Here is a 15,085-nt window from a genome sequence, read left to right as displayed (position 1 = left end):
CGACGTCACGTATTTGTCGGCCATGGCGCTCAGTTCAGCGGCCGTGGGATTGGCGATTTCTTTGCCCAATGCATATCTCCTGGATCGGGTGGGTCGGATGAATCTGGTGGGACAACTTTCCTTCCGGTTGCCTTCGGGCTTATGGCCCGCGTCAACCGCGGTCGAGACTTTAGCGTGACATCGCGCACGCCGATAGCTACCTACCCAGGTATATCTCCGGATGGCAGGCGTTCCAGGCTGGCTCGCGACAACAAGTCGACAGCACGAGCTCGTGGTATCACGCCATACCGGACGCCCTACCTGAAGCTATGCCTGATCACGCATCCGCGGCAGGCACCGCCGGACCTTCGGGAATCCGGCTGGCGCCACCGCCAGGCAGGTTCAACGAGACCGCGTGTAGTTCGCGAGCTGCATCGAAGGCTGCGTCACGTCGTAGGCGCCGAAGACCTGGCGGATGCTCTTCACATCGGGCAGCACGTACACCACCGCGCCGTACTTCTTCACGGTGGGTTCCAGCACGTTGTCGAAGAATTCGAATGGCATGTTGATGCAGCCGAAAGAGATGCGGTTGTCCGCGATAGTGGGCGAGGCCAGCCGCGCGAAGCGGTGTTCCGACTCCTTCACCTTGCGCACGCGATGCATCGACACGGCCAGATCGTACGAAACCCACACGATGTGCTCGCCGTGCGAGTTCACGCCGGGCTCCGCGATGAAGCGGCCCGCGGGCGTGGTCTTCTCGTACTCCTTCACCAGGCTGAGCGGACGAGTGCCGATGTCGGGGGCGCTGTCGTCGCCGCGCGCCTTGCCGAGCAGCACCGGCGCGCCGCGGATGAGCCGGTCCTGAGGATCGAACACGTACGCGTGCGCCTGCTTCTTGTCGATGATGACGAAGGCGCGCTTGCCATGGTCGCGCGTGTACGCGGACCAGTTCGCCACCAGCGTCGTTTCCGGCGAAAGCCGCTCGCCGCCGAAGTCCGCGAGACGGGGCGGCTCGGGCGGCCTGGCGACCGCGGGCGGCGCGGGCAGCTGCGGCGCCACGGCCTGCGGCGCAGACCGCCGAGGCTCCTCGTTCGCCTGCTGGGCGATGGTCGGCGCAGGCGCCCGCAGGGCTTCACGATGCTGCTTCCACACGCGCATCGCAGGCAGCGCGATGGCGATCGCGGCCAGCCCGATCAGCGCGCCCTTGCCGAGCGCTTCGAGGAATTCGGATGTCTCCGAGCGGCGGCGTTGCGGCTTGTCGTGCATGGCGGCGATTCTTGGCCCGCGTGCGCCGAAGACTCATGCGCGCGCCGCGCGAGCTGGCGTAGGAGCGTGCCTACCCGCGCAAGGAAACGACGAGGCGCCGCGCGGCCGCCACGGCCGCCGCCACGATCGCACCCGCGGCGACGCCTGCGATCGCATCCAGCACGAGCCGGGCCGCGGCATGCGCGGGCCCGGCCGCCTCTGCCCACGATCCGATCGCGTGATGCAGCGGCGCGATGCCGTGCACGACGATGCCCCCACCCACGAGGAACATCGCGAGCGTTCCCACGACCGCAAGCGTTTTCATGAGCCAGGGCGCCGCGAGCACGGTCCAGCGGCCGATGCGTCGAAGCGAGGCATCGCCGCGTCTCGTGAGCCACAGACCGAGGTCGTCGAGCTTCACGATGCCCGCGACCGCGCCGTAGACGCCGACCGTCATGATCGCGGCGACCGCGGCCAGCACCGCGAGGCGCGTCGTGAAGTCTTCCCCCGCGACGGTGCCGAGCGCGATGACGATGATCTCCGCCGAGAGAACGAAGTCGGTGCGCACCGCACCCTGCACCTTCTCGCGTTCGAACGCGAGCACGTCCGTCGCGGGGTCGTCGAGCGCGTGCTGCAGCGCGGCGTGGCGAGCGTCGTCTTGCGCCTTGCCGTGCATGAGCCGATGCGCGAGTTTCTCGAAGCCTTCCAGACACAGATAGGCGCCGCCGAGCATGAGAAGCGGCGTCACGGCCCACGGCGCGGCCGCGCTGATGGCGAGCGCCGCCGGCACGAGAATGGCCTTGTTGAGCATCGAGCCCTTGGCAACCGCCCACACGACAGGCAGCTCGCGATCGGCGCGCACGCCCGCCACTTGCTGCGCATTCAGGGCGAGGTCGTCGCCCAGGACACCCGCCGTCTTCTGTGCCGCGATTTTCGTGAGCACGGAGACGTCGTCCAGCAGGGTCGATATGTCGTCGAGCAGGGCAAGGAGCGTGGTCGTCACGCTCCGATCATCGCCGAACGCCGCCTTCGCCGGCGAACCGCGGACGTCACCAGTTGCCGGTGCGGTAGGGGCTTCGCGGCACGTATTTGTGCTCGCCGTCGGGAATCGGCTCGGCGCCGGGGTCGGGGCGGCGCCTCACCGCGTTCGTGCCTTCCTCGCCGGGTGGACCGCCGGGCGCGCCCTCTCGAGGCGGCCGGTTCTCCGGCGTGGTCTTCGGCCGCGGGCGTCGGAACAGCTTCATGCTTATGACCATAGAAAGCCGCTCGCGGCGCCGCTGTAGGACGGCTTCCCAAGTCGGGGGCAACCGCGGCCGATGGTGGCATAGTCGCGCGATGCGGCTATCGGCTTCCTTGTTCGCTCTCACCTGGTGGCTCGCGTGCGCGGCATCGGCGGCCGCGGGTGTCGACGGGGCCACCGTCGCGTCAACGGCGACGTTTCGCGACGACATGGCGCAGCGCACGCTCGCGTGCACCGGCTGCCACGGCCCGAACGGCCGCGCGGGCCCGGACGGCTACTATCCGCGCCTCGCGGGCAAGCCCGCGGGGTATCTCTACAACCAGCTGCTCGGCTTTCGCGACGGCCGGCGCCACTACGCGCTGATGGAACGCCTCATCGATCCGCTTTCCAACGATTACCTGCTTGAGATCGCGCGGCATTTCGCCTCGCTCGACGTGCCGTACCCGCCGCCAGCCGCGTCCCGGCTCGGGCAGGAGCAGCTCGAGCGCGGCCGTCAGCTCGTCGCGCAGGGCGATGTCGCGCGGCGGCTTCCCGCGTGCATGGAGTGCCACGGCAAGGCGCTCACGGGCGTGCTGCCGACGATCCCCGGCCTCGTCGGGCTGCCGCGCGACTACCTGAATGCGCAGCTCGGCGCGTGGCGCTCCGGTCAGCGCCGTGCGCACGCACCGGACTGCATGGCCGAAATCGCATCGCGGCTCGCGCCCGAGGACGTCGTCGCGATCGCGGGCTGGCTCGCGGCGCAGCCGGTCCCCGCCGCAGCGAAGCCATCGCCGGGGCCGCTGAAAAACCCGCCCCTCGAATGCGGCAGCGCCGTGCTGCCCACGACGCGGGCGGGCCGGTGAAGCGCGTCGTCCTGATCGCCGCCTGCGCGTTCGCCGCGCTCATGCTGTTCGTGTGGCTGCAGAACTTCACTTCGGGCGCCGACGTGGACGACAACGTGCCGGCCAATCCGCCGAGTGCGGCGGAAGTCACGCGCGGCGCGTACATCGCGCGCGCCGGCAATTGCGCGACATGCCACACCGACCGCGGCGCAGCGGAATTCGCGGGCGGCCGCCCGCTGGAAACGCCGTTCGGCACCGTGTTCTCGAGCAACCTCACGCCCGATGCCGACACGGGGCTCGGGCGCTGGTCCCCTTCGCAGTTCTGGCGCGCCCTGCACTACGGCCGCTCGCGCGACGGGCGGCTGCTCTATCCCGCGTTTCCCTACACCCACTACACGAAGGTGAGCCGCGCCGACAGCGACGCGCTCTTCGACTTCCTGCGCAGCCTCACGCCCGTGCGCAAGCCCAATCGCGCGCACGAGCTCCGGTGGCCCTACAGCACTCAGGCGGCGCTCGCGGTGTGGCGCACGCTTTACTTCCGCCCCGGCGTCTATGAGGAAGACACCGAACATTCGCCGCAATGGAATCGCGGCGCCTACCTCGTCGAAGGGCTCGGCCATTGCGGGGCGTGCCACACCGCGCGCAATGCGCTCGGCGCGACGAGCCGCGACCTCATGGACCTGTCGGGCGGGCTCATCCCGATGCAGAACTGGTATGCGCCCGCACTCACATCGCCTTCGGAAGCGGGCGTTCGCGACTGGTCCGACGAAGAGGTCGTGCGCCTCTTGCAAGCCGGCGCCTCGCCGCGCGCGACCGTCCTGGGTCCCATGGCCGAGGTGGTCGAACACAGCACGCAGTACCTCGAAGCCGGCGACCTGAAGGCCATGGCCGTGTTCCTGAAGGCGCTTCCGGTCACGCCCGGCGCGAGCGAGGTCGACCCCCGGGAAGTGCCGCGCGCGAGCGAGGCGGTGGTGGAGCGCGGCGCGAAGCTCTATGCCGATCATTGCGCGCGATGCCACGCGGAGCGCGGCGAAGGCGTCCGCGGCGCGTATCCGGCGCTTGCGGGCAACCGCGCGGTGCTGCTGCCCATCACGGCCAACCTCGTGCAGGTCGTGCTCTTCGGCGGCTTCGCTCCGGCAACACAACTCGATCCGCGCCCCTTCGGCATGCCGCCTTACGCCTTGCAGCTGAGCGATGCGGACGTGGCGGCGGTGCTCACCTTCGTGCGATCGAGCTGGGGCAACCGCGCCGCGCCGGTCACGGAATTCGACGTGGCCCGGCAACGCGGCACTTCGCAGTAACACGAATGCGGTAGCAGAATCGCTCCATGTCGCTGCGCCCCGTCACGCTGCCGCCGGAAATTCCCGGGCGGCTGTGGCTCGCCTCCATGCCCGGGCGGTTCGAATCGTGGGCGTCCTTCGAAATGCAGGCGCACAGGACGCGGCTCGGGCTGGTCGTGTGCCTCACACCGCGCAGCGAGCTCGCCGATCTGTCGCCCGAGTATCACGCGGCGGTCGTCGCGGGCGACGTGCCCTTTCGCTGGCTCAATCTGCCCGTGCCCAACTTCGGCGTTCCCGATGACCGCGCGGGCTTTCGCGAGGACGTGTTGACCATCGCGCAAGCGCTGCGGCGCGGCGACGCCGTGATGCTCCATTGCGCGGCCGGCATGGGCCGCACGGGCAGCACGGCGGCGTGCGTGCTGAAGGTGCTCGGTCTCACGACCGACGCTGCCTTGCAGCGCGTGCGCGAAGCGGGCTCGAATCCGCAGAATGCGCTGCAGTCGGGGCTCGTGGACTGGTTCTAGAAAAGACCCTCACTCCGCCTGCGCCTGCCGCGGCAGCATCGCCTGCAGCTTGGTGAGCATGCGGCTCAGCTCCGCTTGCCTTCTCACGCCCATTTTCGAATACACCGACTTCAGCTGGCCGCGCACCGTGAGCACGGCGATGCCATGGCGGCCGGCGATTTCGGCCGGCGACCGGCCCTCGGCGATCGCGGCGGCGACGCGGGCTTCCGCCGCCGTCAGGCTGAAGAGCTCGCGAAGGATCGCCTCGACGTTGCGCGCGCCCGCGGCCCCGCGGCTTGCCATCACGACCGCGAGCGGCCGCTGCCAGGGGCGTGCCAGCGGCGCGCTCGCGGCCATCGGCGTCACGACGACGAGGAGAGGCTCTTCCTGCGCGGCGGGCGCAAGGCGCAGCCATGCCGGTCGTGCGCGGCCCGGCGCGCAGGCCTCTTGCAGCGCAGCCTGCAGCGCGGCGTCCTGGAATTTCGCGACGAGGCGCTGTCCCGAGATCGTGAGCAGCCGGCTCGAGCGGCACAGGTGCTCGCCCGCGCCGTTCGCGAGCACCACGTGCCCGTCGGCTTCCACCACGATCACCGGCGTGGCCACTCGATGCAGCGTCGCGGCGGCGAAGTCCGCCTGCGCCTGCAGCTCCTGGGTGTTGAAGTGCAGCTTCACCGCGCGCTGCAGATGCGGCAGCAGGTGCACGAGCGCCGGATCGGGCTCGGCCGCGAATTCGCCCTGGCTTGCCGAGCGCTGCAGCGCGACGAGCGCGGTGTGCGCGCCGTCGCTCCAGAGCGGCGCCACCAGCACGGCATGGTTGTCGTGGCGGCGCATGAAGTCGTTGTAGTACGCGGTCTGTGCGTAAGCGGGCCCGAGCACGGCCCAGTCGCTCGTCCACCGGCCCGCCGGGAGCGCCGCGCCCAGGCGGATCAGCGGGTCGAGCGCGACATAGTGGGCGTGATACTCGCGCACCGCTTCGGCCGATTGACCCACCACGTCGATGACGCTGTTGGTGGGCACCGAGAGGTCGGCGCGCGAAAGCGAGACGCCGCGCGCATGGGCGAGCTCCATCAACGCGCCCAGGGCCTCGGCCCAGCGCGGCGCATCCAGCACCGCTTCGTAGAGCATGCTTGCGAGGCCGTCGATCGCAGACGGCCCATCGACCCTTGCCTTGCCCATGCGGCGCTCAGGCGGTCGACGCGACCGGGTCGTGGGGCGCGAGCGAGTGCATGCCGACGACCAGGCGCGTGAGTTCGGATTGCCTGCGCACACCGAGTTTCGCGAAGAGCGACTTCAGCTGCCCGCGCACGGTCTCGACCTTGATGCGGTGGCGCTGCGCGACCTCGAGGATCGAAAGCCCTTCGGCGAAGCCGTGAGCCAGGCGCACTTCGGCGCCCGTGAGGCCGAACATGCCGCGCAGCACTTCATGCAGCGTCGCCGCCGGCGCGGCGAGGCGGCTCGCCATCACGAGTACGGCCGTGCGACCGCCCACCTGCGTAGGCCGACCGATCGGCGTCACGGCCAGCAGCATCGCCTCTTCCCCGGGCAGGGCCGGTATGCGCAGCCACGTGGAACGCGCGGCGACGACGGCGGCGGCGATCGCGGCATGCAACTGCGCCTCGGCCGCCCGCGACCGCAAGACTCCGTGCGACACGCCGAGCATGCGGCTCGTGCGGCCCAGGCTGTCGGCAGCGGCATTGGCAAGCGCGAGGCGCGCGTCGGCGTCGACCACGAAGAGGGGAACGGCCAGGCGGTCGAGCGCCGCGGCGCGGCATTCGGCCTTGGCCCGCAGCTGCTGGCGCGCGAGGCCCAGGCGCAATGCGCGGCGCAGGTGCGGCATGAACGGGGCGAGGCGCTCTTCGTCATCGGCGGTGAACAAGCCCTGGGACGCATCGCGCTGCAGCGAAAGCACGGCGACATTCCAGCCGTCCCGCCACACGATCGTGCTCATGCTGAAGTGGTTGCCCGCGGGCAGCATGAAGTCGCGGTAGAAGGCACTCGCGCGCAGGTCCGGCACCGCGCAAGCGTCATTGAGCCATGCGCCATCGGGAACACGCGAAGCCGCCTCCACGAGCGGATCGTTCTCGTGGAAGCGCTCCTCGTAGGCGCGCACCACCTCGGCGTCGTGGCCCGACTGGCTCGCCACCACGTGGCGCTGACGGCGCAAGTCGCCGTGCTTCAGCACCGCGCCCCGCGCGCCCGCGTACGAAGCCAGCAACGTGAGGCTGCTTCGCCAATGCCGCGAGTCCAGCGCCGCTTCGTAAAAACTGCCTACGATGCTCTCGGCATCCGTTGCTGTCGCGCGCACTTCTTCTTCCGTCTTCCCTCTCGCATCGATGCGAGCGTATTGCAGCGATCGAGCCGATGTAAAGAATGGGTTACACCATTCCGTGCCCAATATGGGGGTACCGCAGACCGAGGCCCAGCTCTCGCTTGAGCCGCCGATTGTCCAGGCGTCTGGATTCCCCCATGAAGCTGAGCACCATGAGGGGCAACTGCTCGCGGGCCGCATCGCGCGAGACGCGCGGCGGCCGCGGCAGCCCCATGAGGTCCGCGGCGAGGTCGAAATACTCGCCCATCTTCAGCTCCGTGTCGTCGCAGACGTTGTAGATCCGCTGAGGTTTTGCGCGAAAGAGTGCGATAAGCACGGCTCTCGCGAGGTCGTCGGCATGGATGTGACTGGTGTAGACGTCGTCTTGCGGGCGCAGGACCGGCGTGCCTTTGAGGAGACGCTCGCGCGGCGTGCCGCCTTCGCGGTCCTTCGCGTAGATCCCGGGGATGCGCAGGATCGCGGCGCGCGCGCCGGTGGCGCGCCCGAAATGCCGCACGATGCCTTCGGCATCCACGCGGCGCTGCGCGCGCGGCGTCGCGGGCGCGACGGGCCGCGTCTCCGCGACACGGGCGCCCGCGCAATCGCCGTAGACGCCGCTCGTGGAGCCGTACACCGCCGCGGCCGGCGGCGAACGCAGGCGAAGCGCCCGGGCCAGTGCCAGGGTGCGCAGGTCGCGCCACCAGTGCTCGCCCTCGGTCCGCGGCGGCGCGAGGTGAACGAGCCGAGTCGCCAGGCCCGCGAGCCGCCCGAGCGTCGCGGGCCGGTCGAGGTCGCCCACGAGCGGCACGATGCCGAGCGAACGCAGCTCGTCCGCGCGCGAGGCGCTCGTCGTGAGCGCGAGCACGCGCATGCGGCCTTTCATCAGCCGGGCCGCGCGCACGCCGACGTCGCCGCAGCCGACGATGAGTACGCGCTCTCGCCGGAATCGCGCGGGCAGCGCTCCGAGTGGGTTCTGGTTTGAAGGCAAAATCCGGTGCAGCGCTCAAGGAAAAACGAGCCCGAGGATACCCAAAGATGACACCGCCCGAGAGCGCCGGCCCGTTCACCATCACCGCGCAGCCGAGCGGCCGCCAGTTCACGGCGAATGCCGGCGAGCCGATCCTGCAGGCCGCGATCCGCCAGGGCATCGGCATGCCCTACGGCTGCAAGGACGGCGCCTGCGGCTCGTGCAAGTGCAAGAAGCTCGATGGCACCGTCGTGCTCGGGCCGCATTCGAGCAAGGCCCTCTCGGCCGAGGAAGCTGCGGCGGGCTACATCCTCACCTGCTGCGGCGTGGCGCAGACCGATGTCGTGATCGAATCGCGCCAGATCACGGACGAAAGCGCGTTTCCGGTGCGCAAGATGCCCTCGCGCGTCGCGACGCTCGAGAAGGTCTCGCACGACGTGATGGTGGTGAAGCTGCAGCTGCCCGCCAACGACACGCTGCGCTATCACGCGGGCCAGTACATCGAATTCATCCTGCGCGACGGCGCAAGGCGCAGCTACTCGATGGCCAACGCGCCGCACAACGGTCCGCACGTGGAACTGCACATCCGCCACATGCCGGGCGGGAAATTCACCGACCACGTCTTCAACGCGATGAAGGAAAAGGAGATCCTTCGCGTCGAAGGACCTTTCGGCAGCTTCTACCTGCGCGACGAGGATTCCGCCAAGCCGATGATCCTGCTCGCCTCCGGTACGGGCTTCGCACCGATCAAGGCACTGATCGAATACATGCAGTTCAAGGGCGTGCAGCGCGATGCGACGCTCTACTGGGGCGGCCGGCGGCCGGCCGACCTGTACATGGACGCGTGGGTGCGCGCGCGCGTGGCCGAGATGCCGAACCTCTCGTACGTGCCCGTGGTCTCGAACGCTCTGCCCGAGGACAACTGGACCGGGCGCACGGGCTTCGTGCACAAGGCCGTGCTCGAGGACTTCCCCGATCTGTCGGACTTTCAGGTGTACGCCTGCGGCGCGCCGGTCGTGGTGGATTCGGCGCGCGAGGACTACAGCGCGCTCGCGGGCCTGCCGCCGGACGCGTTCTACGCGGACGCATTCACGACGGAAGCCGAGAAGCACCAGGGCTGAAGAGCCCCGCGGGGCCGGGGCAGGAGAGAGGCGAGGGGCGGATCGCGCGGCGATACGTTCGTATGGCGACGGCGGCACTGCCGGTACGTAGGATGAAAGTCACCCTTTCTCCGATGCTGCGACCCGCCTACGCGCACCGTTCATGAACACCGGACCTGACAACCCTCCCGATCTCTATTCGCAAGTGATGAGCGAAGTCGCCGTCCTGCTGGGGCTCGACGCCGGCAAGCTGCTCGAGGCGGGTGCCGTCGAGTCCGATGGCGTGCAGTTCCACTTCCAGCATCACACGCACCGAGACCCGCCGATCATCGGCATCCTGGCGGAGCTCGACGAGGTTCCGGAGGACGACGCGTCAGCCGTGTTCCGCCGCCTGCTGGAGGCCAATGCCCATCTGAGCCCGGAAGCCGGCACTTACGCGCTCGTGCCGGGCTCGCGACGTGCCGCGCTGCGCCTGTCGGTGCCGCTCGTCGCGGGCACGGACAACGCCCGCCGGATCGTCGACATGCTGGGCGACCACATCGCGGCGCGCAATCAAGCGCGTGCGCAACACACCGACCGTCCCCACGCCCAGCCCGGCGAACTCCTCAGCAACAACCTGGTCTGAAACGAGCCATCCATGAACATGAGAGTCAGTGTCACCTCCTCGACCTTCTACGGCGGCTACGCGCTCGACAGCGCTGCGGCCACGTGCCCGCAATGCTCGGGAACGTGGACAGTCCCGTCCGGCCGGCCGGGGGGCTGCACGCCCGCACCGCGCAACCTCGCCGACTCCCTCGCCGACTCCCTCGCCGACTCCCTCACAGACGCCTTCATGGACCTGTACCAGGCGAGCTATCAGTACCACTCGGCAAGAAGCTCGTCGACCGCTTCGTTCTCATTTTCGGTGTGCGCTTACCGCTTGGGTTCCGCTTCCTTCGCGCGCACGAGCCAATCGTCTTCGGTCTTCGACGAGTACGCGTTCGTGAAGCGGCAAAGTCCCCACGTCCCCGTGATCGAATCGTGGACTCACTCTGTCACGTACTTCTACTTCGCATCCTCCCCGGCACGCCAGGCCGCGCGGCCCGCGCAGACCGGCGACTTCGCCACGCCGGCGACCCCCGTGGCCTCCAACCCCTTCGCAGGCGTGCAGGACGCGCTGCCCCCGCCCAACGCCGCTCCGCAAGCCGAACCCGTACCGCCGCGGCCGGCTGACTTCGTGCCCCGCCAACCGCTTTCTCCTTTTCCCGAAGCGCAAAGGCCTTCGCAGGACGACTGGCAAAAGCTGGACTTCCTGGGCCACCGGGCGCGCTATGACGTGTGGCGTTCGCTGGGAGACAACGGGGCTATGCAGATGTACGGACGCCAGAGCGACGGCACGCCGCAGAAGACCGCGCAAAGCGTGATCCCGCTTGAAATTCAACCGGACGGCCGCGCTTTCAGGGGCAGGGTCGCGCACGAGAACGGGTCGAGGGAACAAGTCATCTCCTTCGACCAGGTGCATCATTTCGGCTGATAAGGGGTTCCACGACAGGGATTGCGGCCGCGCAGTGGCGACAATCCCTGCATGAAACGCCGTCACCTCCTCCTGGGCGCCGCCGCGGCGGCCGCCTCCGCGCCCGCCTTCTCGCAAGCCAAACCCATCCGCATCGTCGTCCCGTACGCGCCGGGCGGACCGATCGACACGACCGCTCGCCTGCTCGCCGAACGCGTGAAGGACTCGCTCGGCACCGTGATCATCGAAAACAGGCCGGGAGGCGGCGGCAACATCGGCGCGGACGTCGTCGCCAAGGCCGCGCCGGACGGCTCGACCATCGGCATCTCGGCCGTGGCGACCCATGCGATAAACCCGTGGCTCTTCAGCCGCATGCCGTACGACGCGGTGAAGGACTTCGCCGCGATCACGCAGATGGTCCGGGTGCCGAACGTGCTCGTGATGAACTCCGAAACAGCGGCGCGCCTGAAGATCAACACGGTGCGCGAACTGATCGGCTATGCCAAGGCCCATCCGGCGCAGCTCAATTACGGCAGCGGCGGCAACGGCAGCGCGGGCCATCTGGCCGGCGAGATGTTCAAGCGCGACGCTGGCATCTTCGCCGTGCACATCCCCTACAACGGCGGCAACCCCGCTCAGCTCGCCCTGCTCTCGGGCCAGGTCGATTTCAACTTCGACAACCTCGCCACGGCCGCCCCCAACATCCGCGCGGGCAAGCTGAAGGCGCTCGCCGTCACGACGCTGCATGCATCGCCTTTCCTGCCCGGCGTCCCGCCGGTTGCGGATACGCTCAAGGGCTTCGGCATCGACACGTGGTGGGGCCTCGTCGCCCCAGCCGGCACGCCCCACGAGATCATCCAGAAATACAACCACGCTTTCGTCGCCGCACTGCAGTCGCCGGAGGTGAAGACCCGCTTCGGCAATCTGATGGCCGAGCCCGTGCCCACCTCGCCCGAAGAGTTCGCGGCCTTCATGAAGGCCGAGCTCGCGAAGTACGAGAAGGTGGTCAAGGCCTCGGGCGCCAAGGTGGACTGATGAGGCGAAGCGCGTCCCTCCTACGCCGCGCGTAAGGCCCGTCCGACAGGGCGTGCGCAAGCGCGTCACTAGAGTGGCTCAACCAGAGTCCCCAGCGAACGCCAGGAGGCGAGATGTTCGTCGCGCGCGCCGTGCCGGCCCTCGTATGTGCGACCGCACTGATCGGCCCTGTGTGGGCACAGGTCCGCGACGCGCCGGCGACCTTTTCCACGCGCGGCTATCTGGGGCTCCTGCCGGGGCGCACCCGCAACGAGCTCACATGCGGCGCGCCCGGCTTCTCGCCCGGCTTCTCCTGCGAGCGGACCTTGCCGTACATCCACGCGGGCTATGTGATGGCCCGCAACGCGCCTGCCTCGGGCTACGGCTACGGCTACCCCACCACGCAGGTCATGGGCGGAGCGCCCGAGGCGATCACTCGCCCAGGTAGGCCGCGCGCACCTTCGGATCGCTCAGCATCTGCTTGGCCTCGCCGGTCATCGTGATGAGGCCCGATTCCATGACGTAGCCCCGATCGGCGATCTCGAGCGCGCGGCTCGCGTTCTGCTCGACCAGGAGCACCGTCACGCCTTGCCCGTGGACTTCTTTCACCACCTCGAAGATCTTGTCGACCATGATCGGCGCGAGACCCATCGACGGCTCGTCCATCAGCAGCACCTTCGGGCGGCTCATGAGCGCCCGGCCCATGGCGAGCATCTGCTGTTCGCCGCCCGACAGCGTGCCCGCGAGCTGGTCCTTGCGTTCCTTCAGGCGCGGAAAGATGCCGAAGATCCGGTCGACGTCCGCCGCGATGCCTTCCTTGTCGGCGCGGATGTGCGCGCCCATCAGTAGGTTCTCGGCGATCGACATGCGCGTGAAGACGCCGCGGCCTTCCGGCACCATCGCGAGGCCCTTTTTCACGAGGTCCCACGCGCCGCGCCCGCGGACGCTCTGCCCGAGATACTCGATGTCGCCGTCGTTCAGCGCGAGAAGACCGGTGATGGCTTTCATCGTCGTCGTCTTGCCGGCTCCGTTGGAGCCGATCAGCGTGACGAGCTCGCCTTCGCGAACTTCGAAATCCACGCCCTTCACGGCCTGGATGCCGCCATAGGCGACTTTCAGGCCGCTCACCTTCAGCAGCGTCGCGCTCATTCCGGCGCTCCCGCGGCCGGTGCCGTGGCGGGCGCGACCGGGGCGGCCGTGCCGGTCGGCTTGTGGCTGTGGCCCAGATAGGCCTCGATCACTTTTTCGTTGCGCTGCACGTCGTATGGATTGCCTTCCGCGATCTGCTTGCCGTAGTCGAGCACGGTCACGCGGTCGCACAGGCCCATGACCAGCTTCACGTCGTGCTCGATGAGAAGAATGGTGCGGCCGTCCTTGCGGATGCGATCGATCAACTCGCGCAGCGTCACCTTCTCGGTGGAGTTCATGCCCGCGGCCGGCTCGTCCAGCGCGAGCAACTGCGGATCGGTGGCGAGGGCGCGCGCGATCTCGAGGCGCCGCTGGTCGCCGTACGACAGCGTGCGCGCCTTGAAGGGCGCCAGCTTGCCGATGCCGACATAGTCGAGCAGTTCCTGCGCGCGCCGGGCGATCTCGGCTTCTTCCTGCTTGAAGGCGGCCGTGCGGAACATGGCGCCCATCAGGCCCGAATGGGTTCGGATGTGCCTGCCCACCATCACGTTCTCGAGCGCGGTCATCTCCGCGAAGAGCCGGATGTTCTGGAACGTACGCGCGATGCCCGCCTTCGCCACTTCGTGCACCGCGCTCGGCGTGTACGGCTTGCCGCCCAGCTCGAAGGTGCCGCTGTCGGGCGTGTAGAGGCCCGTGATGACGTTGAAGAAAGTGGTCTTGCCGGCACCGTTCGGCCCGATCAGGCCGTACACCTGCCCGCGCTCGATGGTGACGCCGACGTCCGAGAGGGCCTGCAGGCCGCCGAAACGCTTGGAGATTGCGCTGACGCGCAGCACGGCGTCCGTCATGCCGCGACCTCCGTTTCAGCCGCCGCCACCTGCGGCTTGGCCGCGGGCGCCTCGCGCTGCAGCGACTTCCCATGCTCGGGTGTCGGCCACAGGCCGCGCGGACGCAGCAGCATCACGATGATCATCGCAAGCGCGATCATGAGCTGACGCAAGATCGCGGGGTCGAGCCGTCCGCCGCTCACCGATTGCAGGTCGAAGACGCCCGAGACCCAGCGAAGCACTTCCGGCAGCGCGGAAAGCAGGACCGCGCCGAGGATCACGCCCGGCAGATGGCCGATGCCCCCGAGCACGACCATCGCCACGATCATCACCGACTCGGTGAGCGCGAACGACTCGGGCGACACGAATCCCTGGAACGCAGCGAACATCGACCCCGCGACGCCGCCGAACGTCGCGCCCATGCCGAACGCGAGCAGCTTCATGTTGCGGGTGTTGATGCCCATCGCCTTGGCGGCGATCTCGTCCTCGCGGATCGCCATCCAGGCGCGGCCGATGCGCGAGACTTCGAGCCGGTGGCAGATGATCACGCTGAAGAACACGAGCACGAGGAACAGGTAGTAGTACCAGGTGACCGATGCGATCGTGAAGTTCTCGGTGATCTCGAGCGGCTTGCCGAGGTCCAGGCCGAAGATGCGCACCGGGTCGATCAGCGAAAGCCCCTTGGGGCCGTTCGTGATGTTCACCGGCCGGTCGAGGTTGTTCATGAAGACGCGGATGATCTCGCCGAAGCCGAGCGTCACGATCGCGAGATAGTCGCCGCGCAGCTTGAGCGTGGGCGCGCCCAGCAGCACGCCGAAGATGCCCGCGAGCGCCGCGCCGAGCGGGATGCACAGCCAGATGCTCAGGTGCAGCCCGTCCGGGAAGTTCGTCGCGAACCACTCGAATTCCTCTGTGAGATGCGGCGACGCGAGCAGGCCGTACATGTAGGCCCCGATCGCGAAGAAAGCGACGTAGCCGAGGTCCAGCAAGCCCGCGTAGCCCACCACGATGTTGAGGCCGAGCGAGAGCAGCACGTAAAGCAGCGCGAAGTCGGCGATGCGCACCCAGAAGTTGCCCGCGTACTGCAGCGCGAGCGGCAGCACGAGCACGGCGATCGTGCACACGGCCCACACGACGTACTTGTTCTGGCGGCGGAGGAATGCTTCCATGTCGTGCGTCTC

At 68.7% G+C, this 15,085-nt stretch carries 16 protein-coding genes; 7 read left to right on the top strand and 9 right to left on the bottom strand.

The genetic code is table 11. From position 1 onward, the window contains the following. Window positions 1–381: 381 nt before the first annotated feature. The 3 genes from VHA82_RS06150 to VHA82_RS06140 form a co-directional block, all read right to left on the bottom strand. Window positions 382–1,245: a hypothetical protein gene (locus tag VHA82_RS06150; protein ID WP_325541284.1), complete on the bottom strand. Its 864-nt coding sequence runs from the start codon at window positions 1,243–1,245 to the stop codon at window positions 382–384. A gap of 70 nt (window positions 1,246–1,315) precedes the next feature. Next, on the bottom strand, window positions 1,316–2,227 hold the full coding sequence (locus VHA82_RS06145; protein WP_325541283.1) for a DUF808 domain-containing protein: 912 nt from the start codon (window positions 2,225–2,227) through the stop codon (window positions 1,316–1,318). Window positions 2,228–2,273: 46 nt separating this feature from the next. Then, entirely contained in the window at window positions 2,274–2,468 is a 195-nt protein-coding gene (locus VHA82_RS06140; protein WP_325541281.1) for a hypothetical protein, read from the bottom strand. Between the two features lie 91 nt (window positions 2,469–2,559). Here VHA82_RS06140 and VHA82_RS06135 point away from each other — a divergent pair, with 91 nt between their 5' ends. From VHA82_RS06135 to VHA82_RS06125, 3 genes are read left to right on the top strand one after another with little or no spacing between them, the layout of a single operon-like run. After that, window positions 2,560–3,306, top strand: coding sequence for a c-type cytochrome (locus VHA82_RS06135; RefSeq protein ID WP_414708632.1), 747 nt, complete (start codon window positions 2,560–2,562; stop codon window positions 3,304–3,306). Next, on the top strand, window positions 3,264–4,586 hold the full coding sequence (locus VHA82_RS06130; RefSeq protein WP_325541279.1) for a cytochrome c: 1,323 nt from the start codon (window positions 3,264–3,266) through the stop codon (window positions 4,584–4,586). The genes VHA82_RS06135 and VHA82_RS06130 overlap by 43 nt, the downstream gene beginning before the upstream one ends. A gap of 26 nt (window positions 4,587–4,612) precedes the next feature. Beyond that, complete coding sequence (locus VHA82_RS06125; RefSeq protein ID WP_325541277.1) at window positions 4,613–5,089, top strand: protein-tyrosine phosphatase family protein; 477 nt, start codon at window positions 4,613–4,615, stop codon at window positions 5,087–5,089. A 9-nt stretch (window positions 5,090–5,098) separates the two neighbouring features. Here VHA82_RS06125 and VHA82_RS06120 read toward each other — a convergent pair whose 3' ends face one another. From VHA82_RS06120 to VHA82_RS06110, 3 genes are all read right to left on the bottom strand, one after another. Then, window positions 5,099–6,244, bottom strand: a complete 1,146-nt coding sequence (locus tag VHA82_RS06120; RefSeq protein ID WP_325541275.1) for a helix-turn-helix transcriptional regulator — start codon at window positions 6,242–6,244, stop codon at window positions 5,099–5,101. Between the two features lie 7 nt (window positions 6,245–6,251). Beyond that, the gene (locus tag VHA82_RS06115) at window positions 6,252–7,373 is read right to left on the bottom strand and encodes a helix-turn-helix transcriptional regulator (protein ID WP_325541273.1); all 1,122 of its coding nucleotides are present in this window, start codon (window positions 7,371–7,373) and stop codon (window positions 6,252–6,254) included. Window positions 7,374–7,443: 70 nt separating this feature from the next. Continuing rightward, window positions 7,444–8,364, bottom strand: coding sequence for an NAD-dependent epimerase/dehydratase family protein (locus VHA82_RS06110; RefSeq protein ID WP_325541270.1), 921 nt, complete (start codon window positions 8,362–8,364; stop codon window positions 7,444–7,446). 47 nt (window positions 8,365–8,411) lie between these two features. On the opposite strand from VHA82_RS06110, the gene VHA82_RS06105 reads away from it, so the two are divergent. The 4 genes from VHA82_RS06105 to VHA82_RS06090 all read left to right on the top strand — a co-directional run bounded on the left by VHA82_RS06105 (window position 8,412) and on the right by VHA82_RS06090 (window position 11,970). Next, window positions 8,412–9,464 carry a CDP-6-deoxy-delta-3,4-glucoseen reductase gene (locus VHA82_RS06105; RefSeq protein ID WP_325541268.1) on the top strand — a complete coding sequence of 351 codons (1,053 nt, stop codon included), beginning with the start codon at window positions 8,412–8,414 and terminating at the stop codon, window positions 9,462–9,464. Window positions 9,465–9,651: 187 nt separating this feature from the next. Then, window positions 9,652–10,068, top strand: a complete 417-nt coding sequence (locus tag VHA82_RS06100; RefSeq protein ID WP_325541266.1) for a hypothetical protein — start codon at window positions 9,652–9,654, stop codon at window positions 10,066–10,068. Between the two features lie 12 nt (window positions 10,069–10,080). Continuing rightward, a complete protein-coding gene (locus tag VHA82_RS06095) occupies window positions 10,081–10,956 on the top strand; it encodes a hypothetical protein (RefSeq protein WP_325541264.1) in 876 nt (291 codons plus the stop codon). Window positions 10,957–11,007: 51 nt separating this feature from the next. Beyond that, window positions 11,008–11,970, top strand: a complete 963-nt coding sequence (locus tag VHA82_RS06090) for a tripartite tricarboxylate transporter substrate binding protein (protein WP_325541262.1) — start codon at window positions 11,008–11,010, stop codon at window positions 11,968–11,970. A 411-nt stretch (window positions 11,971–12,381) separates the two neighbouring features. On the opposite strand, the gene VHA82_RS06085 is transcribed toward VHA82_RS06090, so the two are convergent. Genes VHA82_RS06085 through VHA82_RS06075 form a run of 3 tightly spaced genes read right to left on the bottom strand, consistent with a single transcriptional unit; the run spans window position 12,382 to window position 15,073 of the window. Continuing rightward, window positions 12,382–13,098 (bottom strand): ABC transporter ATP-binding protein, encoded by a 717-nt coding sequence (locus VHA82_RS06085; RefSeq protein WP_325541260.1) that lies wholly within the window; start codon window positions 13,096–13,098, stop codon window positions 12,382–12,384. Continuing rightward, window positions 13,095–13,925: an ABC transporter ATP-binding protein gene (locus VHA82_RS06080; protein ID WP_325541258.1), complete on the bottom strand. Its 831-nt coding sequence runs from the start codon at window positions 13,923–13,925 to the stop codon at window positions 13,095–13,097. Before VHA82_RS06080 ends, VHA82_RS06085 begins: the two co-directional genes overlap by 4 nt. Continuing rightward, the gene (locus VHA82_RS06075) at window positions 13,922–15,073 is read right to left on the bottom strand and encodes a branched-chain amino acid ABC transporter permease (RefSeq protein WP_325541256.1); all 1,152 of its coding nucleotides are present in this window, start codon (window positions 15,071–15,073) and stop codon (window positions 13,922–13,924) included. Before VHA82_RS06075 ends, VHA82_RS06080 begins: the two co-directional genes overlap by 4 nt. Window positions 15,074–15,085 lie beyond the last annotated feature (12 nt).

It is taken from the genome of Ramlibacter sp., assembly GCF_035548915.1.
Taxonomy (GTDB): Bacteria; Pseudomonadota; Gammaproteobacteria; order Burkholderiales; family Burkholderiaceae_C; genus Ramlibacter.
This window is presented reverse-complemented; position numbering and strand designations above follow the sequence as displayed.